Below are 24231 nucleotides of genomic sequence, written 5' to 3' on the forward strand. Positions count from 1 at the left end.
GGTATTTTAAAGTCCCAAAAGCCTTTCGACCCCAATTATTTACTTGCTACCCCTTGACAGTTCAAGACAGTATCTACCTAATTTCGGGTGATCGACCGGACATCATATCAGTCAGCTTAGATCCCCCACTTCGCAGAAGTTGTCGGGGATCTAGCTAATTTTTAGCGGGATAAAGGGGCGTGGGGTCGATCGAACCTGTGCGGTTGAGTGGCCAAAAACGCACAATTGCCCTACCGATGATATTTTGCTTGGGTACAAAGCCCCAGTAATGACTGTCACAGCTTGCGTTGCGGTTGTCGCCGAGCACCAAGTAAGAATTTTGAGCTACAACTACAGGCCCGTAGGGATACTGCGGAATTTCTTCAATATATTTTTCCTGTAGCGGCTGCTTGTTAATAAAAACTTTTCCCTCTCTGACTTCCACACTGTCCCCCGGCAGTCCGATCACTCGCTTGATATAGGCATCTTTGATCGGTGGCGGCTGTCCGGTGCACAAACTAGCCTGGTCAGGAGGCATAAATACGATAATATCTCCTCGCTGGGGCTCTTGGAATCGATAGCTTACCTTATCTATAATTAATCGATCGTTAATTTGTAGGGTTGGGAGCATCGAGCCGGTGGGAATGTAGCGTGCTTCGGCAACCAGGGTGCGGATACCAAAGGCCAAAAATGCTGCTAAGCCGATCGTCTTAATTCCTTCGATCCAAGGATTTTCGGTGTCTTGCGGAGGTTTTTCTTCGTCGGCTGACTTGTCTAGACGAGTCATAGGGTATTGTAGTGACTGAGCTGGATACGAATTATAAACTTAATAATGCTTCCATGCTAGCACGCTGTTTACTCAATTAATGATATCTTATGACTCCCAAATCAAGTTTGTTAATCCGTCGCGCTCGCATTCTTTTGCCCAATGGTGAGTTTTTGGTAGGAGATGTGCAAATCTGCGATGGCAAAATTGTCCAAGTTGCTGCTGAAATTGTCGAATCTGGCGATCGAGAAATAGATGCGAAAGGCTTAACTCTGTTACCCGGAGTAATTGATCCCCAGGTACACTTCCGGGAACCTGGTTTAGAACACAAGGAAGACTTATTTACCGCTAGCTGTGCTTGCGCTAAAGGCGGCGTGACATCGTTTCTGGAAATGCCGAATACGCGACCTCTGACCACAACCCAAGCTGCCTTAGATGATAAACTAAGTCGCGCTGCCGAGAAGTGTTTGGTCAATTACGGCTTTTTTATTGGTGCAACGCCGGAGAATTTGCCGGATTTGTTGAATGCCAATCCGACTCCGGGAATTAAGGTGTTTATGGGTTCGATGCACGGGGACTTATTGATGGATGATGCAGCAAATTTAGAGGTAATTTTTGCGAAGGGCGATCGACTAATTGCCGTGCACGCAGAAGACCAAGCTAGAATCAACCAGCGTCGTCAAGAATTTGCTGGTATTACCGATATTGCAGTTCACTCACAAATTCAAGACAATCAAGCAGCTTTATTAGCAACTCAGCTAGCCTTAAAACTTTCTAACAAATATCAGCGCCGACTGCACATTCTGCACCTTTCCACCGGGGATGAAGCTGAGTTGTTGCGCCAGGAAAAACCGAGCTGGGTGACAGCAGAAGTTACGCCACAGCATTTGTTGTTAAATACCAGCGCCTATCAAAAAATTGGCAGTTTAGCTCAAATGAATCCGCCTTTGCGCGAACCCCGCGATAACGAAATACTTTGGCAAGCTTTACTCGACGGCGTAATTGATTTTATCGCCACCGACCACGCGCCGCACACATTAGCAGAAAAAGCTCAAGAATATCCAAATACGCCGTCGGGAATGCCCGGTGTCGAAACTTCTTTGCCTTTGATGCTGACGCAAGCAGTAGAGGGAAGATGTACAGTTGCTCAAGTTGCTAATTGGATGTCGGCGGCAGTTGCTAAGGCTTATAAGATTCCGAACAAAGGGCAAATTGCACCGGGTTTTGACGCCGATTTGGTATTAGTTGATTTGGAGAAATACCGCCCGGTGGTCGGCGCAGAGATGGCGAGCAAGTGCGGCTGGAGTTCCTTTGAAGGATGGAATTTAACTGGATGGCCTGTGGTCACGGTTGTGGGAGGAAAAGTTGTTTTTGAGGATGGTAAATTGGATACAAATGTGAGGGGAGAAGCATTGACATTTGACGCTCAGTAAGAAGGAATTTAACTCAAGTGTTATAATTGGGTATTCCCGCTCGCAAAGGCGATATTACCCATGCTTCTCCAAGAACTAGAAACACAACTCCTGGCCTTAACTCCTACTGAGAAAGCTGAAGCCATCCGGCTTTTAACCCAAAGTTTAAACAATAGCTGGCCAGGAATTACCAAAACTCCCGACGTGTGTGGCGGCGATGCTTGCATTGCCAAAACTAGACTTCCCGTTTGGCTGTTCGTGAGTTTGCGCCGTCAAGGTTCAAGTGATGCTGAACTTCTACAATTTTATCCCCAGTTGAATGCTGCCAACTTAGTAAATGTCTGGACTTATGCTGAGGCTAACTCCGAAGAAATTGAAACAGCACTCCGAGAAGAAGCAGCAGCAATGATGCAGGAAGTATAATTTATGGCACGTCTTTATGCAGATGAACAGTTCCCGTTTCCTGTTGTGGCTTTGCTGCGAAATTTAGGTCACGATGCCCTGACTATTCAAGAGGCAGGAAATGCCGGAGATGATGACCCCGAAGTATTAGCCTTTGCTGTGAATAACGATCGGGCGGTTATGACGCAAAATCGTCGGCATTTCATTCGCTTGCACGCTCAACAACCAAATCATGCTGGTATTATCGTGTGTACAGACGATAAAAATTTAGAAAGGTTGGCAACACGCATCAATGATGCTATTGCTGGTGAAGAAACTTTGAGAGGCAAATTGATTCGTGTCAACCGTCCGCAGTAAGTACGCGCTGAGATGTTGCACCATTCTCTCTTAACAGGCAAGATGCCTGTTCCACAAAGAGTGAATTTTCTTCTTGTGGAACAGGCCGGAAAGCCTGTTCAGAAAAGGCTGAGTGAGAATGGTGCAACATCTAAATTCGATCGCACTCGCTCAAATTTCCAATTGCCCATCCAATAACTCGCCATTACCAATTACTTCAATTTGCCGCCCGTTATCTAGATAACTCAAAGAAATTTGCAAATAATTTTCGGGTTTGTACTGCAATCTTTCCGCCCATTCGATCGCCACAATTCCCAAATCCCTTTCTAACCCCTCCCAATAACTTTCTAAGTGCAAAGCCTCCGCTTCTTCGGGTTCTAGTCGATACAAATCTAGATGATACAGCGGAATTCGTCCTCCAAAATACTCGTTAATCAGGGTGAAAGTAGGACTTTCGATCGAGTCGGAGATTCCTAAACCTTCAGCGATACCTTGAACCAAGGTAGTTTTGCCTGCACCTAAATCTCCTTGTAATAAGATTACAGTGCCGGGGGGGAGCGATCGACCTAACGCAAAACCAAACTTGCGCGTAGCTTCAGAATCGGGAAGCAAAGTTTTCATTTCAATAATTAGTCATTAGTCATTAGTCATTAGTCATTAGTCATTAGTCATTAGTCATTAGTCATTAGTCATTAGTCATTAGTCATTAGTTACTCGCTTGGGGCTGCTAATAACCAATAACATTAGTCTGCACCGTCAACAGTCAACAGTCAACAGTCAACTGTCAACAGCTTAAATGTTGTGCGCGCGGCCGTACCAACGCAGCAACATCCCCGCCAACCTTTGCGAATTGTGGCGAATTAAACCCGTATTTTCATCTTCATCCATGACATTGGCGATGACAACTCGCCGCCCCAATTGCGTTACGGCTTCTCGATCGAGTACAACCGGATAAGAATCCTCCTGAGAATAGCGAATCAAAGCCTTTGCAGAAGGGACTTTTCCTTGAACTACTACAGCATCGAACAGCGGCCTGCCGCAAGCGCGGTCGATCGCCCGAATGTGGTCTGCAACACTGTATCCGTCAGTTTCCCCCGGCTGAGTCATAATATTGCAAACATAAATGCGCGGAACTTCGCTATTGGCGATCGCATCAGCAATTTCCGGCACCAACAAATTCGGAATGACACTCGTATAAAGACTCCCCGGCCCAATAATAATAAAATCCGCTTCCCGAAGTGCTTGGGCTACCTTGGGCAACGCCGGAGGATTAGCAGGAGTGCAGCCAATTTTGATGATTTGCCCGTTAGCTTTTGTAATGCTGGACTCCCCCTCAATCCTGCGGCCGTCAGCGAGTTCTGCCCACAAAGAAACATCGCTCAGAGTAGCCGGCAGCACCTCTCCCCTCACTGCTAAAACTTTAGAACTCGCGGCGATCGCCTGTTCCAAATCTCCAGCAATATCGCTCATCGCCGTCAAAAACAAATTCCCAAAACTGTGACCCACCAAACCGTCACCAGCCCGAAAGCGATATTGAAATAACTCAGTCAATAACTTTTCCTCATCTGCCAAAGCAGCCAAACAATTGCGAATGTCTCCGGGCGGCAATACCCCAATTTCCCGTCGCAGCCGCCCGGAAGACCCCCCATCATCCGCCACCGTGACAATAGCAGTGATTTTGGCGCTGTAATCCTTCAATCCCCTGAGCAAATTGGAAAGGCCCGTACCGCCCCCAATTGCCACAATTTTCGGGCCGCGGTGCAAGCGGCGGTGGTTGAGGAGTCGATCGACCAGTTCCTCATTCCCTTCGGGCATCAGCACTTGAGTAATAGAGTTCAAACTGCGAGTTTGTCCCCACAGAATTAACAAAATCCCACCAGCAATGATGATCGGGCCCGACACGTAATTGGGAATAACTTCCGCAATCCACGCCAAAAAATTTCTCAATAATTGCAATAAGAAGAAAATGGGAGTCATCCCAGTCCAAATCGCTAAACCCAAAGTGGCAAGTACCACGCCGCTGGCACTAATCAGCAGCCACCGTTTCACTAACAGTCCGGGGGCTAACCACTTAAACCACTGGTGAACTCGCCCGTTCCGCAAAGAAGGGGGGTAAGGATTTCTGGATTGGGCAAAAACCTGCTTGGCTTTAGCCAAGACACGGAGGGCTTTAGGAAGTGAACTAATTGACATGGTTAATTAGTCTTAAGGGTATTGGAGCAGCTCGATCTGACAAATTTACAATACAAGAGAGTTTTGATTCTGGCAGTCAATTTAAGTAATTAGTGATTAGTCATGAGTCATGAGTCATTAGGTAGACTGATGACTGATGACTGATAACTTATTGATAACATCCTATGGCTGAGCCACTAATCGAACTCAAGGGGGTAAGTAAGTCCTTCGGCCAGAACCCGATCCTCGATCGAGTCGATCTGAGGATTTATCGGGGAGAGGCCCTGGCAATTATTGGCCCTTCCGGGACGGGGAAATCTACGATTCTGCGGATAATTGCGGGTTTGTTGGCCCCGGATGCCGGTGAGGTTTTTGTTCAGGGACAGCGCAGGGTGGGATGGGTGGACGACGTGGCAGATCCGATCGGAATTGGGATGGTGTTTCAGCAAGCGGCTTTGTTTGATTCGCTGACGGTGGAGGAGAATGTCGGTTTTTTACTTTACCAGCATTCTAAGCTGCCGCGCCGCCGCATTCGGGAATTGGTGGAGGAAAAGTTGGAGATGGTGGGTTTGCCGCGAATTGGCGAACGCTATCCGGCGCAGTTGTCTGGGGGAATGAGGAAGCGGGTAAGTTTTGCCCGCGCTATCATGGCGAATCCTGATAATGACAGGGATAATCCAGAGGTTTTGCTGTACGACGAACCGACGGCGGGTTTAGATCCGATCGCTTCGACGGTAATTGAAGATTTAATCCGCGACTTGCAGGCTGCCCAAGGTGTTTGCAGCACTTATGCGATCGTCACTCACCAAGACAGTACCATCCGTCGCACTGCCGATCGCATCGTATTTCTCTATCGAGGCAAAGTGCAGTGGGAGGGAACTGTCAATGACATTGCATCGACAGATAATTTACTTATCCGACAATTTTTTAGCGGCAGTGTTACTGGGCCAATTCAAGCGCTTGGATAGTCATTAGTCATTAGTTATTAGTCATTAGTCATTAGTCAGCAGTCATTAGTTATTAAAGTCGAGGGTAATATGGCTACAAAAAGTTTTCAGGAATTGCGGGTTTATAAATTATCAGAACGACTAGCTGATGAAATTTGGAAAGCTGTTAACACTTGGGAGCCATTTGCCAAAAATACGATCGGCCAACAAATTGTCCGTTCAGCCGATAGCGTCGGTGCTAACATAGCAGAAGGAGTCGGACGCGGCAGCTATCAAGACAATAAACGTTTTGTCAAGATAGCTAGAGGTTCTTTATATGAAACTCAACACTGGTTGAGACGAGCTTACACTCGAAACCTTTTAACTGTTGAACAAGTCAATATATTCACAGCAATCATTAATGACTTAGCTCCTCAATTAAACTCCTACCTACAATCTATCGGGTCATCCCCTAAAGAGCACGAGCAATAACTCACAAATAATAACTGAGGCCTAACAACTAATGACTAATGACTAATGACCAATGACTAATGACCAATGACCAATGACTAATGACTAATGACTAATGACCAATGACCAATGACTAAGGAGGTAATATGCAATCGCGAACTGTAAGAGAAGGTTCTGTCGGGTTCTTAATTTTAGTAGGAATCGGTTTATTTGGCGGCTTAGTGCTCTGGCTGCGGGGCGTGCAGCTAGGGAACCGCAGCTACAAATTCGCCGTAGAATTTGGCAGCGCCCAAGGAATGCAAATAGGCACGCCCATCAGGTATCGTGGGGTTGCCGTCGGTAAAATTACCGCCCTCCAACCGGGTTCCAACGGCGTAGACGTGACGCTGGAGATTGCCCCCGGTACTTTAGTGATTCCCAGGGATGTTACGATCGAAGCGAATAAATCGGGTTTAATTGGCGAATCGTCGATCGACATTACCCCCAACTCGATTTTGCCAGAATCATTACTTACCGCCAATCCCGTTAGTGCCAACTGTCCCCCGGAAATTATCTGCCAAAATTCGCGATTAAAAGGTCAAGCGGGAGTCACTATCGACGAACTAATTAAATCCACAGTCCGCCTAGCTAATTTCTACACTGACCCCGCCCTGTTTAACAATCTTAAATCTCTTACCGAGAATACAGCCAACACAGCTAAAGGTGCAGCTAAACTCACTCAAGATTTATCGACTTTAACTAAAACGGCACAAGCGGAAATAAAAAATTTGAATCAATCTGTAAGGGGAGACCTTGGCAGCTTAAATCAATCATTAAAAACTGAAATAGCAAGTTTAAATCAATCATTAAAGGGGGAAGCAAGCACCTTAAATCAATCATTAAAGGGGGAAGCAAGCACCTTAAATCAATCGCTCAAGACGGAAATATCAGGAGTTGCCGCTGATGTTTCTAAAGTAGCAGCTACGGCGGACAGTTCCACAAAAGCCGTATCTGCCGCTGCGATAAATTCTGCTAATTCAGTAACTCAAGCAGCCAATCAAATTACATTAACAGCCAACCAAGTCAATTCTTTAGTAGCAACCAACCGCGGCAGTTTAGTCTCAACTCTGAATAACATCAATCAAAGCAGTCAGGAACTGCGGGTAGCTGTCAGCAGTTTGAGTCCGACAATTAATCGAATCAACCAAGGACAATTGCTGAACAATTTAGAAGTTTTATCAGCGAATGCTGCCCAAGCTTCTAGTAATTTGCGAGATTTATCCAGCCAGGTAAACAATCCCGCCAATTTGCTATTATTGCAGCAAACTCTAGATTCTGCACGAGCTACATTTCAGAACGTGCAGAAAATTACTTCCGACGTGGATGATTTGACGGGAGATCCGGCTTTCCGCAACAATATTCGCAGGTTGTTCAACGGATTAGGAGGCTTGTTGGGTTCGACAGAACAACTGCGACAGCAAGTTAAAGTGACTCAAACATTAGCTCCCCTTTCTGAGAAAGTAAATGCGAGTACACCTGCCACAAATCAATCAGTAGAGCCTGGATTTCCTCGCTTGCAAAAACAGCCCAAATTGCCTGTTGTACCTTCTCAAACTGCAAGGTCAGCAGAACCAGTGGCTCCAGAAACTACTCCTTAAAACACGGTATCATTGAATAACCGCCCTTGCAATATGCGCGAATTCCTCTAGTTAGTAATGTGGGCAATACGCACTTTGATGACAGCTACTTAATCAGGTGTGGCTTTCGCAGCAGGCATTAAATTTATTGTCCAAATTCTATTAAGAAAAAACTCTTTCTATCGCAACCAGGAAAACCAATGACGCAAACATTATCGAAACCGGACGCAACCAAAACCAAGTATACTATAAATTGGGAAAAATTGCCCGACGACTTTAAATTACCCGACGATCCTGGGGAAAACATCGACCAACCACTTTTAGCTGCGGCCCTGCGAGAAGCATTGGATATCGCAGGATTTATCCAAGCTTCAATGCTAATAGCTTCCAATTTTGGACTCTGTGCCAAAGTTAACGACAAAATAGTAGTAAAAGCCCCTGATTGGGTGTACGTTCCCTCGGTATTGCCAGCAGAACCAGGAGAAGTTCGCCGCAGTTATACGCCCAATGCTGAGGGAGAACTACCTGCTGTAGTGATGGAATTTTTATCGGATACTGACGGTAGTGAATATTCAAATAAACCGACATATCCTTACGGGAAATGGCGGTTTTATGAGCGAATTTTGCAAGTACCGATTTATGTAATTTTTGAACCTAAGTCGGGAGTATTGGAAGTGTACAAACTCTCGACTTCGGGAGAATACGAATTGCAAGAACCGGATGCTAATCAACGATTCTGGATAGAATCAATGGGTTTATTTCTGGGGGTTTGGGAAGGTGAAAAATCTCAGAGAACGGGTTATTGGTTGCGCTGGTGGGATGAGAATGGCAATTTGCTGCTGTGGGGTGCGGAACGGGTGGAACAGGAACGCCAGAGGGCCGAAGAGGAACGCCAGAGGGCCGAAGAGGAACGCCATAGGGCCGATCGACTAATGGCATACTTGATTCGTCAGGGTATCGATCCTGATGGCATTTGAAGGTATGGGAGGTCGATCGACCTTTGGGCCCTTAATCCAATCCCATTTTGATTGCAAAATCGAGTCAGCAAGGACGTTTGAGATTAAAAATAACCACAATTAAGGAGCGATCTGCATGACTTCAACAACATTAGAAGAAAAATTAGATCGGCTTTCTGATGAATTAGCCTCAGCACTAGAAGCGGAACGCCAGCGTGCTCCTGAACTCACATCTTTGCTACCGTGTTACCGACATCGGTTTGGCGAATTGCCTGAGAGTAAGGGCTAAAAAGTAAGGGTGCGATCGCCCTTCACCGATCTCGCCCGCGTGTTATTTTCACCTAAATGTCCTTGACAAATCTTAGATTTTGTGTTTTAGGCTAGAATTGGCCTCAAATTTTAAATGGCGAAGGGCGATCGTTTGGCGATCGAACTTGGGCATTCTAGAGATTAGGTGCTTTGCGAGTGCCGGGAAAACAGCGACGCCAAGAGTTAGCAATGGAAAGTACACAGAAAAAATCTAGTGATAGTCGGGTTCATCGGAGCGATCGAATTAAGCAGATTTTTGCGTTAGTATCAATGGTTGGCTTTGCTGGTTCTACGATTTTTGGTATTGTGAGTCTGTTCGGCAGCGGTTTGAGTAGCCAGCACCAGCAAAAATCTGCTCCGGTAGCAGTTTCTCAGGAATCTTTGCTGGCGGCGCAGGAACGGGGATATCAGACGGTTTTGCAGCGGGAACCGCAGAATCAGACGGCTCTGGAGGGGTTGGCAAATGTGCGGTTGCAGATGAATAATAAGGTGGGGGCGATCGAGCCTTTGGAGAAGTTAGTGAAGCTAAATCCTAACAGAGCTGATTATAAGGCGCTGTTGGGGCAGGCGCGACAGCAAAGAGAAGGAAAAAAATAGAGGTAATAGTAGTTAAAATTTAAGGTAGGAACGGAGGTTAATAGATGACCCAAAAATTAAATGAATCTAAGATCTCAGAGTGTCAAGCAAAGTTCAACCTCAGTTATCACGTTCCATTTGCTTACTCGTGTCAACAAATGATTGGATTTGAAGGTAAGGATGTTCTAGAAGTAGGAGGAAGCTTACCTAAAGAGTTTGTACTAGATTATCTAAATGTTAAATCGTGGTCGGCCCTAGAAGCCCCAGATTTTGAAGTTTACCTAGATAGAGTTGCCAGTGCTGCTGAAGGCTCTAAGCTTGGCAAAGTAGACTATTCGGCTTTTGGTTTTACCGAGAGAGAGCTGAGTAATTATAACTTTTTTGCGGGCTACATCGAAGAATTACCTCCCGCCTACTACCAAAAATACGATTTAATTTTCTCAATCGCTGCTTTTGAACACATCCATAAATTTCCTTTAGCTTTAGAAAAAATGTTTTTGGCTTTGAAGCCCGGAGGTCAGCTATTTTCTATATTTACACCAATTTGGTCAGCTCATGACGGCCATCACTTACCCCCCATAACTGAACCTAACCAGGGAAAAACTTTCAACTTTCAGAATTCTCCGATACCGCCCTGGGGACATTTACTGATGAGACCCCCAGAACTATGCCGTTACTTGTATCAGCATACCGATAAGGAAACGGCAGATGCTATCGCACATTATGTGTACAACTCTCCCCACATTAATCGGTTTTTTACTGAAGATTATGTGGAATTTATCAACCAAAGCTCATTCATAGTAAAGCGGCTAGAACCTATTGGTTTAATCCAAATTGATAACAATACTCAACAAACTTTAGAAAAGCTTTATCCGGGCCGAACTCAATTTGCTAACAACGGTCTTCTTGCAGTGCTGGAAAAACCAGAAAATAAGAAGAGAGAAAATATTTCAGAAAAATCAATAACAAACCTCAGTGAACAACACAAGGCTCAATTTAAAAATGACCATAATCCTTCTCTCGCTCAAACCACAAATCAGGTTTATAATCACAAGCCTGTTCAAGCGAGCAGTGAGTTTTCAGGGTCGCCCATGCAAAGTCTTTCGGTTTGCATGATTGTTCAAAACGCGGAGAAAACTTTGGAGATTGCCCTCGAATCTCTTGATGGTGTTTATGACGAGCTAATAGTTGTTGACGGTGGCAGTACCGACTCCACCTGCGAAATTGCCTTGCGTTATGGAGCCAAAGTTATAAACTCAGCTTGGACAGGCAATTTTTCTGACCAGCGGAACGTGTCTTTGAAAGAAGTTAAGACTGATTGGGTTTTTATTATCGATGCAGATGAATTTATTGACCGGAAAACTCTGGAGTTTTTACGTTATGTAAAAGCTAATGGTACTCAGTTAGATACCGATCACTTTTTGATTACCAGAAAGTGGATTAGTCCATTCAGTAAAAAATATTACGTTAATAGCGAGCCTCATTTTCCCGATATGGGATGTCGCCTTTATAGATATGACAAAGATATTTTTTACACTGGACAAATTCATTGGGTGATTCATGGGCTAAAACAGCGAGTTATAATAACTTCTGGGGAACTGGGTGTATATCACTTAGATTTGTTAGTTAACAGTGAATCTCAAAGAAAAGAAAAAGTTCAAAAATATATGAAGGATAATCCTAGAGATGGGATGCCTCATTACTATATACCCGACATCACGCAGCTAAGTTTACAAGAATGGAATTATCAAGATTTACTGCCTAAAATTCCGAAGTTACTCAACGCTATACCGATGAAATGCAAAGTTTGCGAATCAGATTCACATCATTTGGCCCAGGGTAAAGTTATGGGTAAATATGATGTTGATTATTTTCAATGTTCAAACTGCGGATTTGTTCAAACCGAAGAACCATACTGGCTAGACGAAGCCTATTCTCAACCAATAGCAAGCAGCGATGTTGGCTTAGCCTTCAGAAATTTGTCATTTTCAAAAATCACCCAAAGTTTATTATTTAACTTTTTCAATCATCAATCAATATTTCTGGACTACGGTGGTGGCTACGGTCTATTTGTCAGGCTGATGAGAGATGCGGGATTTGACTTTTACTGGCTAGACAAGTTTTGTCAAAATATATTTGCTCAAGGATTTGAGATTGACGCAGCCGCAAATAACCAATTTGAATTAGTGACGGCATTTGAAGTATTTGAGCATCTGGTTCACCCCATATATGAGCTGGAAAAATTGTTAAAAAATTCCAGAAATATTTTATTTAGTACAGAATTGCTGCCAGAAAGCCATCCTAAACCTGATGAGTGGTGGTACTATGTGCTTCACGAAGGTCAGCACGTTTCTCTTTACACAGCTAAATCTCTTTCAATCCTTGCTGCCAAGTTTAATCTCAATTTTTACTCGAATGGTTCATCTTTGCATTTACTAACAGAAAAAGAATTACCTGACGATGTATTTCAACAATTGGCAAAAGGAGGATTAGCAGCGGTTAATAAGGTGTCGCTTTTACAGAATGACTTCTTAAAAGCTGTTAGCAAAATTACTCATCTTCAACAAGAAGCAAAGATACAGCCTGCGGAAATAGAAGAGGACGGCGACTCGCAAAGCGGGTTAACAATACTGGTTGACGGTGTATTCTTTCAACTGTACAGAACAGGAATTGCCCGCGTTTGGAGGTCGCTGCTAGAAGAATGGGCGGAAAATGGTTGGGCCAAGCATATAATAGTATTGGATCGGGTGGGAACATCGCCAAAAATTGCGGGAATTAGGTATTGCACCGTGCCTGCTTATGACTACAGTAAAACTGATGCTGACCGGGAAATGTTACAGCAAGTATGTGATGAAAATGGTGCAGACTTATTTATATCCACTTACTACACAACACCTTTATCCACTCCCTCTGTATTCATGGCCTATGACATGATTCCCGAAGTGCTGGGAGCAAATTTGAATGAATCAATGTGGAAGGAGAAACATCATGCTATCCGCCATGCTTCTGCTTATATTGCTATTTCAGAAAACACAGCCAGTGACTTAGCAAAGTTTTTTCCAGAAATTGCCTCTAAGTCTGTAACTGTAGCTCATTGTGGAGTTCAAAGTCTTTTTTCACCGGCTAGTCAAGAAGATATTAAGGGTTTTAAAAATAAGTATGGGATCTCAAAACCCTACTTTATTTCAGTAGGTGGGGCTGCGGATTATAAAAATAGTATCTTGTTCTTCAAAGCTTTTGCTCAACTTGCCAGCAAACAAGGCTTTGAAATAGTATGTACGGGGAGTGGAGTTGTATTAGAAGGAGAATTGAGAAATTTCACTTTAGGTACTGTAGTTCATAAGCTTCAGCTAAATGACGAGGAGTTGAGATTAGCTTATGCGGGTGCTGTTGCATTGGTTTATCCATCCAAGTATGAAGGATTTGGTTTACCTGTGCTAGAAGCTATTTCCTGCGGTTGTCCCGTTATCACTTGTCCTAATGCCTCGATTCCTGAAGTGGCGGGAGAAGCAGCTTTATATGTGAATGATGAGGATGTTGAGGGGTTAACAGATGCACTTTGCGAGATCCAAAAACCGAAGGTTCGCAACTCATTAATTGCGGCTGGGTTGGAACAAGCTAAAAAGTTCTCTTGGTCAAAAATGGCCAAAACGGTTAGTTCAGCGCTGATCGACGAAACTCTAGTGCGTTTAAACTTGAAAGAGATTAATCTAATTGTTTTTCCAGATTGGTCGCAGCCAGAAGAGTCTCTTGGTTTAGAGTTGGAACGAGTGGTAAGGGCGATCGCAACTCATCCACACAAAAGTAAGATGACTCTCTTAGTAGACACGAGCAATATTTCTGACGAAGATGCTAATCTGGCTTTATCAAGCGTGGCGATGAATCTTTTAATGGAAGAAGACTTAGATGTTTCTGACGGCCCCGAAATTTCACTGATTGGAAGTTTGAGCGAAATTCAGTGGAGAGCTCTTATTTGTTACATTAGTGCTAATATTAGCTTAGAAAATGAGAATACAGAGTCTATTCTTGCTTTCAACAAATACATGGAAAATAGGCAGGCAAAAACTCCGATCGTTCCCCTCCATGAAATAAATAGTTTTGAGTTTTAGTCATTTTGCTACTAAACTCAATAAAAATATCAAAATAATAAGGAAGCAAAGTGATGGGTTTACCTATTATTGTACTGCATGTAGGAAACAGTGATTATATTTTGTATTGTTTGGCTCAAGCCAAAAAAACTAATCCAGAATCACCTGTTATTTGGTTGGGAGACTGTATAGAGAAACATTACAGTTTTTTTGATTATGAAAACTTTTGGGATTATGCTAATGAGTTTCAAGAATTTAACAGTTATTATCAACATCGTAGTATAAACGGTATAAAATGGGAACTATTTTGCTTTCAAAGATGGTTTGTTCTTAAAAAATTAATGCAATCTAGAAATTTACACCAATGTCTACACATAGATTCAGACGTTATGTTATACGCTAACGTCACAGAAGAACAGAAAAATTTTGCCAATTGTGACCTCACTTTGTCTCAGATGCAAAGTCCCCATTTTACTTTTATTAACAATCTAAATGTTTTAGACAGTTTTTGTAGTTTCCTATTGGAAATGTACAAAGACCCTTTGATATATCAACCCATCCAAGAAAAGTTTCCTAATGTCTCTGATATGTCGGCCTTTAATTTCTTTGCTAACGGAGAAAGTTTCAGTATATGTGAAAGCTCAAACATTACTAATAATTCAAAAAACGATCACAATATTAATGTATCTGAAGGGTTTGAAATGCGAGAGGGAAGGAAGAACATTTATTTTGTTGAAGAGCGGCCTTTTTGTAAACATCTGGAATTGAATCGAGCAATTAAGTTTAATATGATTCACTTTCAAGGGTGGCGAACTAAAAAATATATAAAAGATTACTTTAACGGAGAAAGTATTTTTAGGGAAAGCAGGGAATGGGAAGTTAATAGTCAGCATTCTGACGCTATAAGGGGTTTTTTGCAGCATATAAATACTGAAAAATGTTCCCCGCAAAATAGCAATTTACAGGAAAGTTATACGACTCTAAATTTTAGTTTAAGCGAGATAAATGTGATTATTTTCCCAGATTGGTCAGCACCGGAAGAGTCTTTAAGTTTAGAATTAGAAAGAGTAGTAAAGGCGATCGCAATTCATCCCGACAAGAATAAGATCACTCTGCTGGTAGACAGCACCAATATTTCTGACGAAGATGCTAATCTTGCTTTATCCAGCGTGGCGCTCAATCTGTTGATGACACAAGATTTAGATGTCTCTGATGGACCAGAAATTTTGCTCCTTGGACAATTGAGCGAAATCCAGTGGTCAGCTTTGAACGCTCGAATTTACGGTCGAATTGTATTAGAGAATGAGAATATACAGGCGATCGCAGCCGCGGGATATGAGGAAATCCCATCTTATCTACTGGACTGTTTTACGAATATGTAATTTTGACCGAAACGCTCCGCAATTATTCTATAACTATAATTACTATGAACAGTGATATGTCAAAATCCCAACCCCCTCTCAAACCAACTTTGGACAAACCTATATTTTTCTATTGCTGTGAAGGAGTCTATTCACCTTTAAGCATATGTTTAGCGGAAGGCTTTAAAGAACTGGGAATACCCTTTTATTCAAACATCAATCATTGGAAGATTGCGCCCGACACAGAAGAATATCTTTTTTGTTATGACCCAAGTGTGAGTCATCACGATTGCTCAATTGTGATTTTGGACTTCAGATGGATGATAAACGCGAGATATTTTCCTGAACACTTATTTCAATCCGAACGCAAATATGTCACGGTCTATCTAGATGACATGGATGGTTTTACCATCTGGAATCCAGAGTTAGAGAACTTCGATTTTAGATTTAGAACTCACTGCAACAGCAAATCTATAGAGCCTTCAAACTGTTTAACGTGGGTTTTTGGGCTTTCTAACCGCATCCTTCGAGAGACTAGCGAAATTGAAAAATTTCCGAACAAAAAAAGACGCTTACTTGTCAACTTCCGCAACGACCATCGGCGATTGAGGTACACTAACACTGTGATGAAAATTCGCCAGGGTTATTTATGGGTTGACAGTGGAGTGATGATATTAGACAATCCTATCAGGCAGATTGTTTGCGAACAATTCTTGCCATTGATTCAACATATTATACCGCCGGATGATATCACTGAGGATTTTGAGAAATCTCCCTCAGACAGTTACCATTACTTGCAGTGGAAGCAAACAGGTCAACGCCACTATCCGAGTTACTACCAGCGTTTGAAGGAATCTGTGGCTTGTGCGTGCTTTGGGGGTGTTGTTACCTCCAGCTATTTGACAGGAGAACCAATCGTAGAATGGTGGGACAGTTGGCGTTTTTGGGAGTCATTGGCGGCTGGGTGCGTAACGTTTCACGTAGATTTTGATAAGTATGCAGTTAAACTGCCAGTAATGCCCGAAAACTGGCGACACTATATAGGAATCGATCTAGACAATATGCAAGATACTGTCGATCGCATTGCTGATGACCCAGGAATTTTAGAGAAAATCTCTATAGAAGGTCGGCAGTGGGCTATTGAAAATTACGCTCCTGTTCCTACAGCTTTGCGTTTTCTGGAAATGCTCGGCTCCTACACTCCGCAAATGGAGAAATGCCAGGAAAATGAAGGCGGGTCAGTAGCCTTGTCGCTGTCGATGAAATTGAGAGAAATTAACCTAATTGTTTTTCCAGATTGGTCGCAGCCAGAAGAGTCTCTTGGTTTAGAATTGGAACGAGTGGTAAGGGCCATCGCCACTCATGGAGACAAAAGTAAGATGACTCTCTTAGTAGACAACAGCAATATTGCTGACGAAGATGCTAATCTCGCTTTATCAAGCGTGGCGATGAATCTTTTAATGGAAGAAGAGTTAGATGTTTCCGACGGCCCAGAAATTTTACTGATTGGACAGTTTAGCGAAATTCAGTGGTCAGCTTTGATCCCTCGACTTCACGGTCGAATTGTATTGGAGAATGAGAATATAAAAACGATCGCTCACGCAACAGCCGAAAACATTCCCTCATTAGAACTAGACCGTTTTATGAAGGAGAGTTACTGATGAATCGAGGGAATTTGTCCAGCAACTCGCTGCACAAACTACTCACTCGGATCAGCACCCTCAATGATTTTTGTCCAGATATATCTGCCACATCTGCTCGTATGCTTTCTCCATCTCTCGCGTAAATTGCTTGCCATTCCACAGCGGAGCGGTTTGTCGTGACTGCCGCAGTTTCCAAGATATTTGCTGTCGCAGATCCGCATCTTTTCCTAAGCGAATTCCCCATTCTACATACTCTTCATCCGTCCAAGCAATCCCTTCGGAAATACCAGCATTCATCATCATCGTGTAGCTGTTGCGCGCAGCAAACTGCTCCCCCACTCGCGTCACTAAAGGAACGCCAATCCACAGCGTTTCCATAGTGGTTGTGGCTCCGTTGTAGGGGTAAGTATCGAGTACCACGTCAGCAATCCCTAAATTAGCGCGGTGAATTTGCTCAGAAGAAGCTAAGGGTAAAAATTGCAGGCGATCACCCGAGACCCCCTCGGATTCTGCAACTTGGATAAAGAAGTTTTTCAGTGATTCTTGATCCGCCAAACCTTTAATTAAAAAGTAGCTATTCGGTACAGATTTGATAATTTGCATTTGCAGCCGTGCAGTATTCGGGTTATATTTATACCCTCTCTGAGTGCTGAGATATATAACTGCATCCTCAGAGATACCTAATTCATCTCGCCGGAGAGTTGGTACCCCCACCTCAAAACCATCTACTGCTATGTAAGTTTGAGGTAAGCGCCAAATTTTTTCCGTGTAGTATTCCTGAGCAGACTCCGGTAAAACATAAGGATCGGCAAGATAGTAATCAATAGTTGGCACACTCGACGCATCCCAACCTAGCCAACCTACTTGTACTGGTGCTGGCTTAATCGCCATCGTTTCGCAGGAAGTAGTAAGTGTAATGCTATCGAGATCGACCAAAATGTCAATCTCATCCTCATAAATTTTCTGAGCCGCTTCTTGACCGTCTAATCCTAATTTATAAGCTTTGTCAGCTTTGCTAATGTACCATTCATGTAACTGGCCCTGGCTCATTTCTGCGCCAATCATATAAGCGTTGATTTCAAAATGTTCCCTGTCATGGTACTGAAAAACCCACCGTGCTAACCAACCCACAGAATGACTGCGGAAACAATGGGAAATATATCCAATCTTCAAACGTTTAGTAGGAGCATCTGCTTTCAAAATCCGCCCCCGCCATTGGCGACATTCTTCTACCTTTTCTTTGGCATAATTTTCAATATTTAATTGACATAATTGAGCTAATTGAATGCGAATTTGTGCATTTTCCTGGGCTTTATCCTGAAAATATGGAAAGAAAAATAACGCCGCAAATAAGCGAATTGTGGCACTTGAGTCCAAGGAATGCGGTTGTTCTTCAAGCAACGATGCTAACAAGGACCTCTGCAACTCTAATGCTGAACAAAATTCTTCCCAATACCCCCCTGCACTCATCAATGACCGCATGATTAACATATTTGCATAAATTTTATCAGCCAAAGTTTCCATGACTGAATAACACAATTTCGCCGATTCAATTCCTTTACTAAATTCACTATTGTCTTGATAAAAAGCCGACAAAGAGCGTAGTAATTCGGGATGGAGAGGCTCTAAACGCAACCCTAGCTCAGTGAAACGTATTGCTAGTTGATATTGCTTAGCCGAGTAAGCTATTTTATAAATAAACGGAATCAAAACCTCCATCAAATCTCTGGATTCTTTGACATAAAATAGGCAGGCTTCTGTTAATTCATAGGATGAGGGGTCGAAAGGAGCCTGAGTTAAAACATTGCTCAATACTTGTAGTAATAGTTCAGAATCTACTGCGATATTCGATTCAGACTTCAGAAGCTCTAACACGCCTAAATCTTTTAGTTGCTCTCCTGTGTAGGAGCTTTGCAAAGTGGACAGTCCAATCAAATGCAGGAGGTTATTAACATCGTTAGGATTGATTTCCCGTATGTGCTGCCGAATTGCCCAAGCTACTGCATAATCGCCCACTTCCCACCTGCGCCGCTCTGCTTCGGCGTGCAGAACCTCTATCAATTCTTCTGTCCAGAAATCTATTTCTTCTGGCTCTCCCTCGCTCATTCCCAACAGCCAAGTGGTCTGAGCTTCCACTTCTTGTTCTTGCAACAGCAACATCAATCCTAAGTGCCAGTAGTGAGACTTAACACTGGGTTCTGCTACAATCGCTTGTTCATAAAGCAATGCCGCTTTAATGTAATTTCCTTGAAGTAAACATTGGTGTGCTTGCTGCTGCCAATCAGGAGCAAGAGCTAATAAATCATTAGAAATCATAGGGCAAATTCATACAAGAATTTGATTGGACGCAATAAAGCGGGCAGCACACGCGACACCACCCGCTTTTTGTTGTTTGTCAACAAGCTACGCTTGTTGAATTTAAGACTTACTTAGTAACTTCTGTCTGGCCGGTGCCACAGGTAGGCGCATCAGAACCATTGGGTGCAAGGGCTGCCGGAGCTGCTCCCGCACCACCCTCACAAAGTATGCTCTGCGTGCTTTTTGCTTCTCCGGCTGTAACTAATCCCACAGCCCCAGCATAAGATCTCAGAGGACCGGCAGTAGTCGGGGTTGCAGCAGCGGTAGCTCCGCCTCCTGGCACTCCTATGTTGTATGTATAGTTGCTGGTTTGAGTTTTCAGCCCAATACCCAAATTCGTAATCTGGTCTGCAAATTTGGTATTTTCTGCGAAGTATGCTTGCTGACCTTTGTTGATTGAGCTGAGGTACTGTTTAGCTTCTGACTGCTTCGCTTTGTTTGCTTGGCTGAGGAAGGAAGGCAAAGCAATAGCAGACAAAATACCGATGATGATGATAACAACCAGCAGTTCAATCAGTGTGAAACCTTGATCCTGTCTTCTTTTGTTGATGTGTTGCAGGAACTTGGCTTTAAATTCAGTCTTCATAAGTCTTTTCTCCTTGAGGGGTGGGATGCTCGATTTCTAACTCTTATATGTAACTTACCCAGTTACCAGCGCTTTAATATCACCCCAAACTATTTTTTTTCTAAACTTGTGGCTCTAAGGCTCCAAAAGCACATACAGAAAGACTTCCAGCCTAATCAACAGTTCCTTGACTTCCTCAAAGGCAGTCTCATCACTAACAGACTCTAGGTTAACACCGATCTGCGAGCCGATTTGGAGCCACTGTTCTACTAGGGACACCACAGACTGCGGCCCCTCCCACAGAGGTAGCAAGCAAGCCGCGATTGTACTGTCGATGGACACCGGCGCTAGAGTTGGCACAATAATATAACGGCTAATCTCAAACGGCGTCTGGCTGTCAATGCAATTATTCAAATCTTCCCTAATCTGAGAAGCCCTCAGTTGAGGGTGCAGGTGTACCCGTGCTTCCCGCCATTGAGCCTCGGTCCATTCCGCAACGGGCACAAAAGCCTGAGTTCGATCGGGATTGCCGCACCAGAAATCAAATAAACGGTGCACGGGATGTAACAAGTCAAATAAATACAGTCGCTCTTCCATAGAAGTTTCTGGGAGACTCATCGCCCAAAACGGAGGCAAATCATCTGGATATTTGAACAAATCCATCAACTCCCACCGACGCCAATCCACCATACTGATAAACTCTAAATCAGCACCTCTCAACATTGCAAACACTTCAGGAATGGTAAAACCTTTATCACCCACGAATAAATAGTTAACCATAATCCATCCCTCATCCTTCACGCGATCGGAATTCCAGGTTAATGCCTTAAGCCCTACTTTATCTTGTAATGCTTCCATTGTTTCCCGGACTATTTCCACCTCCAATTCTCCTGGACATCCATTCATTAATCCCATTGCTTTGAAAGCAGCTTGAGCGCGAAATACTCCGGCTCTACCATTTGAACTGTGAAGGTTTGTGCGGATGATGCCATCGGTCGCCAGAACTGATTTCATCGCTTGCAATCCAGCAACAGGGTCGGGCAAGAGATACAGAACGTCGTCAGCATTGATATAGTCAAACTGTAACCCTAAACTTGGTAACTCTTCTATCTTCAAAGCATAAAACTCTGCATTAGCAACCCCATGATAGTGTAAACGTTGCTCAGCTAGTTTCACCGATTGTTCTGATAAATCGATGCCTACTATTTTCGCTCCCGGATTGGCTATAGCTAAAACCAAGGATTTATAACCGGTGCCGCATCCCGCATCTAGGATAACTTTACCTTCTGTATTGATAATTTTTCTATTTCTGAAGTAGTAAGCAGTTACAAGATTATGAAGGTAGAGCAATTCACTCTTGTCTTTTGGAGATTCTTCCAGCGGGGTTCTGGGATAAGGAGTATTGTCAAATTGCTGGCGAATGTTTTCTATTAACTCTAAATTTTGGTGATCCATGTTCAATTACACTCAACGCTGGCAAATTATCCTAGTATCTCAGAAAATAGCCGATCGCCCGCCGGGCCGCAACACATACTTGCAATAATAGTCTGAAACCCCCGCCCTAACCAGAAATTCCCCTCCTAAACTCCCTCATCGCTTCCACACTCGAAGCCATCAGCAAGCAGCGACACAGCAAGTTAATATCTAGATCTGGCAAAACCACACTTGAAGAAATTTTTTCATAACCCTCAGAACCCAAGCGATACATAGCCAATACACCATCCTCCCAAAACCAGACTTCAGCAACTCCCAATACTCGATAGCGCTGCAATTTTTTGACATTACCGCTAGTGAAGATAACTTCGATACATAAATCTGGGGGATAATTTGGGGTTATGCGTCGGCCAATAAAATAAGATTCATCAGCTTGTGCAGATACTACCCCTTCCTTTTCTTGGGTAAAACTTCCCGTAGGTGAAAACTCAATTTCATTTTCGGCGCAGTAGATAGACAGCAGCGTACAAATTGTCCGACTAAAAAATTCGTGTTCTGGGGAAACTGCCAATATTTCTACCTCTCCTTTGTAATAAAACAACCTCGTCCCTGGGGAGTCAGAAAACCCCTGTTCAATTAGCTTGAACTGTTCCCAGCTAATCCCGGACTGAATGAACCGTTGGTCTAGTGGCTGTAAGAGTGTCTGTGTCATCATGCAAACCTCAATCAAGTTCTGGGTTTCAAACAACATTCATAAAGCATTAAATACTGTTAACGTTATTTCTGTGATAAGTTTAGATTGCCTTTTTTGCCCAAGGTGCGATCCCTCGATAAGCTGTTCTGCATTTAAATTATTATATGTCAAAAAACAATCCAACTCTTGTTGGGTGGCTTTGAGCAACGCCCGAATATACAATTTAAGTTCGCGGCGACAGCTTACCAGACTTTCAAGTCGGCATAATGTCGTCTAGTCTCAGTTGTAAATTGGGAAACAGGTGAGAAGAAATAGTATCTCCCAAGCGATATTGTTGCTGCTGGTATGCACCATTAACTAACTGGCCGACTGTGAAAGTCGGTTGCTTTGGGTTGCCGATAAATTGCCAACCACCTAAGCCCCGAAAGTCCACAATCCAATATTCTGGGATATTCAAGAAAGCGTATTCTTCCACTTTTCTGGCATAATCATCTTGCCAATTAGTGCTGACCACTTCAGCAACAAGCTTCATTGTACTACCGTTACAAATAACTGGTTCTTTTTGCCAAAGGGGTTCTTGACCGAGTTCTGATTTATCTAAAACAACTACGTCAGGACGCAGCGCTGTAGCTTCAGCATAGAGTGGTTTGATTAGACAATTTTTAGGCACCAACCAGTTGAAGTTATCCCGAAAGATTTCGACATAAATTTTACCCGCAATACTCCCGGCAACAGCTTCGTGAGGGCCAGTAGGTTCCATGTCTCTGAGTTCTCCGTCAATTAGTTCATAGCGTGTATTATCCCCATATTGGGCGATAAACTCCTCAAAGCTAAGTAATTTGGCTGTGGTGTAGGTCATAGATCGTGTTTTAACGGGATGTAATTTAATTGTAAGTTTAGTTAAGCTGTCACGCATTTAAATTGCATATTCAGGGCGGGCGAGACGCCCAACCCCTACTCCCCACAAGAATTAGATTGTTTTTTGACATTCTATTTAAATGCACAACAGCTTAAAACTGAGATATTGCACCATTCTCAATTAGCCGTAGGGGCGGGTTCGCCAACAGCCTTAAAGCTTGCAAATAGGTTCTATAAACCCGCCCGACCCCACGAAAAATCCTCTTATTGATATTGCTGCAAGATGTCAGTTAAAATCGACTATCTGGCAAAAAAACAAAGGTTTGGTACTTTGCTCTCAATCCTGCCCCTCTGCTAATCTTCTATTACTTCCGGGCTTAGCACAAACTTGCGATAATAATCTCCATGCCTAATTATACAACCAACTACCACGTCCATGAACACCAACATCAGCCCCATCCTCAAAGTATTCACCCTATCCGCCGCCCTTTCCCTGGCCATCAAATATGCAGGGCCTAGCTTATCCATCCCCTCTACCGACCTCAACGCCCTGATCGCCGTCTTTACCCCCAGTATCATCCTAGCTGCTATCCTCGGCTGGCGATCGCCCCAACCTACTCAAATTAAGTTAAGCATAAAAAAATAGGTGCGATCGCCCTAACCAGAAATTCCCCTCCTAAACTCCCTCATCGCTTCCACACTCGAAGCCATCAGCAAGCAGCGACACAGTAAGTTAATATCTAAATCTGGCAAAACCACACTTGAAGAAATTTTTTCATAACCCTCAGAACCCAAGCGATACATAGCCAATACACCATCCTCCCAGAACCAGACTTCAGAAACTCCCAATACTCGATAGCGCTGCAATTTTTTGACAGTACCGCTAGTGAATATAACCTCTACAGATAAATCGGGAGGAGTTCCAGTTGACCTACCAATAAGATATGATTCGTCAGGTTGTGCTGAAGCTTCGCCTTCTGTTTCTAGAGTAAGGCTTCCTGTAGGTTTAAATTCAATATCTTTGATGTCAAAGTAGAGAGCCAAAAGAATAGTGAGGGTGCGACTTATCGCTTCGTGGTCTTCGGAAACTGCCCAGATTTCTACCTCTCCTTTGTAATAAAACAACCTGATGCCAGGGGAGTCAGAAAACCCCTGTTCAATTAGCTTGAACTGTTGCCAGCTAATCCCGGAATGAATGAACCGTTGGTCTAGTGGCTGTAAAAGTGTTTGTGTCATCATGCGAACCTCAATCAAGTTCTGGGTTTAAAACAACATTCATCGCCTCTTTCCTGTTAAAAACTCTAAGGCG

At 43.4% G+C, this 24231-nt stretch carries 22 protein-coding genes; 13 read left to right on the top strand and 9 right to left on the bottom strand.

All coding sequences use genetic code 11. From position 1 onward, the window contains the following. Positions 1 to 154: 154 nt before the first annotated feature. Positions 155 to 766, bottom strand: coding sequence for a signal peptidase I (gene lepB / locus QUB04_RS26500; protein ID WP_333289032.1), 612 nt, complete (start codon positions 764 to 766; stop codon positions 155 to 157). An 89-nt stretch (positions 767 to 855) separates the two neighbouring features. Here lepB and QUB04_RS26505 point away from each other — a divergent pair, with 89 nt between their 5' ends. From QUB04_RS26505 to QUB04_RS26515, 3 genes are read left to right on the top strand one after another with little or no spacing between them, the layout of a single operon-like run. Continuing rightward, the gene (locus QUB04_RS26505) at positions 856 to 2178 is read left to right on the top strand and encodes a dihydroorotase (protein ID WP_333289034.1); all 1323 of its coding nucleotides are present in this window, start codon (positions 856 to 858) and stop codon (positions 2176 to 2178) included. Positions 2179 to 2238: 60 nt separating this feature from the next. Beyond that, positions 2239 to 2580, top strand: coding sequence for a DUF433 domain-containing protein (locus QUB04_RS26510; protein WP_015174644.1), 342 nt, complete (start codon positions 2239 to 2241; stop codon positions 2578 to 2580). A gap of 3 nt (positions 2581 to 2583) precedes the next feature. Further along, positions 2584 to 2916: a DUF5615 family PIN-like protein gene (locus QUB04_RS26515; RefSeq protein WP_333289036.1), complete on the top strand. Its 333-nt coding sequence runs from the start codon at positions 2584 to 2586 to the stop codon at positions 2914 to 2916. A 150-nt stretch (positions 2917 to 3066) separates the two neighbouring features. Here QUB04_RS26515 and tsaE read toward each other — a convergent pair whose 3' ends face one another. Continuing rightward, a complete protein-coding gene (gene tsaE, locus QUB04_RS26520) occupies positions 3067 to 3516 on the bottom strand; it encodes a tRNA (adenosine(37)-N6)-threonylcarbamoyltransferase complex ATPase subunit type 1 TsaE (protein ID WP_333289038.1) in 450 nt (149 codons plus the stop codon). A gap of 171 nt (positions 3517 to 3687) precedes the next feature. Continuing rightward, positions 3688 to 5088 carry a gluconeogenesis factor YvcK family protein gene (locus QUB04_RS26525; RefSeq protein ID WP_333289040.1) on the bottom strand — a complete coding sequence of 467 codons (1401 nt, stop codon included), beginning with the start codon at positions 5086 to 5088 and terminating at the stop codon, positions 3688 to 3690. A 164-nt stretch (positions 5089 to 5252) separates the two neighbouring features. On the opposite strand from QUB04_RS26525, the gene QUB04_RS26530 reads away from it, so the two are divergent. The 9 genes from QUB04_RS26530 (at position 5253) to QUB04_RS26570 (ending at position 17031) form a co-directional block, all read left to right on the top strand. Then, the gene (locus tag QUB04_RS26530; RefSeq protein WP_333066584.1) at positions 5253 to 6035 is read left to right on the top strand and encodes an ATP-binding cassette domain-containing protein; all 783 of its coding nucleotides are present in this window, start codon (positions 5253 to 5255) and stop codon (positions 6033 to 6035) included. A gap of 69 nt (positions 6036 to 6104) precedes the next feature. After that, on the top strand, positions 6105 to 6485 hold the full coding sequence (locus tag QUB04_RS26535; protein WP_333289042.1) for a four helix bundle protein: 381 nt from the start codon (positions 6105 to 6107) through the stop codon (positions 6483 to 6485). A gap of 125 nt (positions 6486 to 6610) precedes the next feature. Beyond that, entirely contained in the window at positions 6611 to 8101 is a 1491-nt protein-coding gene (locus QUB04_RS26540; protein ID WP_333289044.1) for an MlaD family protein, read from the top strand. Between the two features lie 179 nt (positions 8102 to 8280). Next, positions 8281 to 9057 (top strand): Uma2 family endonuclease, encoded by a 777-nt coding sequence (locus tag QUB04_RS26545; RefSeq protein WP_333289046.1) that lies wholly within the window; start codon positions 8281 to 8283, stop codon positions 9055 to 9057. Positions 9058 to 9172: 115 nt separating this feature from the next. Further along, a complete protein-coding gene (locus QUB04_RS26550; RefSeq protein WP_333289048.1) occupies positions 9173 to 9325 on the top strand; it encodes a hypothetical protein in 153 nt (50 codons plus the stop codon). Between the two features lie 209 nt (positions 9326 to 9534). Then, positions 9535 to 9942, top strand: coding sequence for a tetratricopeptide repeat protein (locus tag QUB04_RS26555; protein WP_333289050.1), 408 nt, complete (start codon positions 9535 to 9537; stop codon positions 9940 to 9942). A 629-nt stretch (positions 9943 to 10571) separates the two neighbouring features. Further along, complete coding sequence (locus tag QUB04_RS26560; RefSeq protein WP_333289052.1) at positions 10572 to 14030, top strand: methyltransferase domain-containing protein; 3459 nt, start codon at positions 10572 to 10574, stop codon at positions 14028 to 14030. Between the two features lie 53 nt (positions 14031 to 14083). Next, positions 14084 to 15391, top strand: a complete 1308-nt coding sequence (locus tag QUB04_RS26565) for a hypothetical protein (protein ID WP_333289054.1) — start codon at positions 14084 to 14086, stop codon at positions 15389 to 15391. 299 nt (positions 15392 to 15690) lie between these two features. After that, positions 15691 to 17031: a hypothetical protein gene (locus QUB04_RS26570; RefSeq protein ID WP_333289056.1), complete on the top strand. Its 1341-nt coding sequence runs from the start codon at positions 15691 to 15693 to the stop codon at positions 17029 to 17031. 60 nt (positions 17032 to 17091) lie between these two features. Here QUB04_RS26570 and QUB04_RS26575 read toward each other — a convergent pair whose 3' ends face one another. The 5 genes from QUB04_RS26575 to QUB04_RS26595 all read right to left on the bottom strand — a co-directional run bounded on the left by QUB04_RS26575 (position 17092) and on the right by QUB04_RS26595 (position 22923). Then, a complete protein-coding gene (locus tag QUB04_RS26575; protein ID WP_333289058.1) occupies positions 17092 to 19329 on the bottom strand; it encodes an O-linked N-acetylglucosamine transferase family protein in 2238 nt (745 codons plus the stop codon). 109 nt (positions 19330 to 19438) lie between these two features. Then, positions 19439 to 19957 carry a type IV pilin-like G/H family protein gene (locus QUB04_RS26580; protein ID WP_333289061.1) on the bottom strand — a complete coding sequence of 173 codons (519 nt, stop codon included), beginning with the start codon at positions 19955 to 19957 and terminating at the stop codon, positions 19439 to 19441. A 114-nt stretch (positions 19958 to 20071) separates the two neighbouring features. After that, complete coding sequence (locus QUB04_RS26585; RefSeq protein ID WP_333289063.1) at positions 20072 to 21391, bottom strand: methyltransferase domain-containing protein; 1320 nt, start codon at positions 21389 to 21391, stop codon at positions 20072 to 20074. 106 nt (positions 21392 to 21497) lie between these two features. Continuing rightward, positions 21498 to 22085, bottom strand: a complete 588-nt coding sequence (locus tag QUB04_RS26590; RefSeq protein WP_333289065.1) for a Uma2 family endonuclease — start codon at positions 22083 to 22085, stop codon at positions 21498 to 21500. Between the two features lie 232 nt (positions 22086 to 22317). Next, a complete protein-coding gene (locus QUB04_RS26595) occupies positions 22318 to 22923 on the bottom strand; it encodes a Uma2 family endonuclease (protein ID WP_333289067.1) in 606 nt (201 codons plus the stop codon). A 435-nt stretch (positions 22924 to 23358) separates the two neighbouring features. Between QUB04_RS26595 and QUB04_RS26600 the strand changes: the two genes are divergently transcribed. After that, positions 23359 to 23568, top strand: a complete 210-nt coding sequence (locus QUB04_RS26600; RefSeq protein WP_333289069.1) for a hypothetical protein — start codon at positions 23359 to 23361, stop codon at positions 23566 to 23568. Positions 23569 to 23579: 11 nt separating this feature from the next. Here QUB04_RS26600 and QUB04_RS26605 read toward each other — a convergent pair whose 3' ends face one another. Next, on the bottom strand, positions 23580 to 24161 hold the full coding sequence (locus QUB04_RS26605; protein ID WP_333289071.1) for a Uma2 family endonuclease: 582 nt from the start codon (positions 24159 to 24161) through the stop codon (positions 23580 to 23582). Positions 24162 to 24231: the final 70 nt, after the last annotated feature.

It is taken from the genome of Microcoleus sp. D2_18a_B4 (genome assembly GCF_036702475.1).
Classification (GTDB): domain Bacteria; phylum Cyanobacteriota; class Cyanobacteriia; order Cyanobacteriales; family Microcoleaceae; genus Microcoleus.

Excerpts from the sequence above, each read along its gene's own strand:
- lepB (WP_333289032.1), bottom strand. The coding sequence starts at position 766 with ATGACTCGTCTAGACAAGTCAGCCGACGAAGAAAAACCTCCGCAAGAC.
- QUB04_RS26505 (WP_333289034.1), top strand. The coding sequence starts at position 856 with ATGACTCCCAAATCAAGTTTGTTAATCCGTCGCGCTCGCATTCTTTTG.
- QUB04_RS26510 (WP_015174644.1), top strand. The coding sequence starts at position 2,239 with ATGCTTCTCCAAGAACTAGAAACACAACTCCTGGCCTTAACTCCTACT.
- QUB04_RS26515 (WP_333289036.1), top strand. The coding sequence starts at position 2,584 with ATGGCACGTCTTTATGCAGATGAACAGTTCCCGTTTCCTGTTGTGGCT.
- tsaE (WP_333289038.1), bottom strand. The coding sequence starts at position 3,516 with ATGAAAACTTTGCTTCCCGATTCTGAAGCTACGCGCAAGTTTGGTTTT.
- QUB04_RS26525 (WP_333289040.1), bottom strand. The coding sequence starts at position 5,088 with ATGTCAATTAGTTCACTTCCTAAAGCCCTCCGTGTCTTGGCTAAAGCC.
- QUB04_RS26530 (WP_333066584.1), top strand. The coding sequence starts at position 5,253 with ATGGCTGAGCCACTAATCGAACTCAAGGGGGTAAGTAAGTCCTTCGGC.
- QUB04_RS26535 (WP_333289042.1), top strand. The coding sequence starts at position 6,105 with ATGGCTACAAAAAGTTTTCAGGAATTGCGGGTTTATAAATTATCAGAA.
- QUB04_RS26540 (WP_333289044.1), top strand. The coding sequence starts at position 6,611 with ATGCAATCGCGAACTGTAAGAGAAGGTTCTGTCGGGTTCTTAATTTTA.
- QUB04_RS26545 (WP_333289046.1), top strand. The coding sequence starts at position 8,281 with ATGACGCAAACATTATCGAAACCGGACGCAACCAAAACCAAGTATACT.
- QUB04_RS26550 (WP_333289048.1), top strand. The coding sequence starts at position 9,173 with ATGACTTCAACAACATTAGAAGAAAAATTAGATCGGCTTTCTGATGAA.
- QUB04_RS26555 (WP_333289050.1), top strand. The coding sequence starts at position 9,535 with ATGGAAAGTACACAGAAAAAATCTAGTGATAGTCGGGTTCATCGGAGC.
- QUB04_RS26560 (WP_333289052.1), top strand. The coding sequence starts at position 10,572 with ATGAGACCCCCAGAACTATGCCGTTACTTGTATCAGCATACCGATAAG.
- QUB04_RS26565 (WP_333289054.1), top strand. The coding sequence starts at position 14,084 with ATGGGTTTACCTATTATTGTACTGCATGTAGGAAACAGTGATTATATT.
- QUB04_RS26570 (WP_333289056.1), top strand. The coding sequence starts at position 15,691 with ATGATAAACGCGAGATATTTTCCTGAACACTTATTTCAATCCGAACGC.
- QUB04_RS26575 (WP_333289058.1), bottom strand. The coding sequence starts at position 19,329 with ATGATTTCTAATGATTTATTAGCTCTTGCTCCTGATTGGCAGCAGCAA.
- QUB04_RS26580 (WP_333289061.1), bottom strand. The coding sequence starts at position 19,957 with ATGAAGACTGAATTTAAAGCCAAGTTCCTGCAACACATCAACAAAAGA.
- QUB04_RS26585 (WP_333289063.1), bottom strand. The coding sequence starts at position 21,391 with ATGGATCACCAAAATTTAGAGTTAATAGAAAACATTCGCCAGCAATTT.
- QUB04_RS26590 (WP_333289065.1), bottom strand. The coding sequence starts at position 22,085 with ATGATGACACAGACACTCTTACAGCCACTAGACCAACGGTTCATTCAG.
- QUB04_RS26595 (WP_333289067.1), bottom strand. The coding sequence starts at position 22,923 with ATGACCTACACCACAGCCAAATTACTTAGCTTTGAGGAGTTTATCGCC.
- QUB04_RS26600 (WP_333289069.1), top strand. The coding sequence starts at position 23,359 with ATGAACACCAACATCAGCCCCATCCTCAAAGTATTCACCCTATCCGCC.
- QUB04_RS26605 (WP_333289071.1), bottom strand. The coding sequence starts at position 24,161 with ATGATGACACAAACACTTTTACAGCCACTAGACCAACGGTTCATTCAT.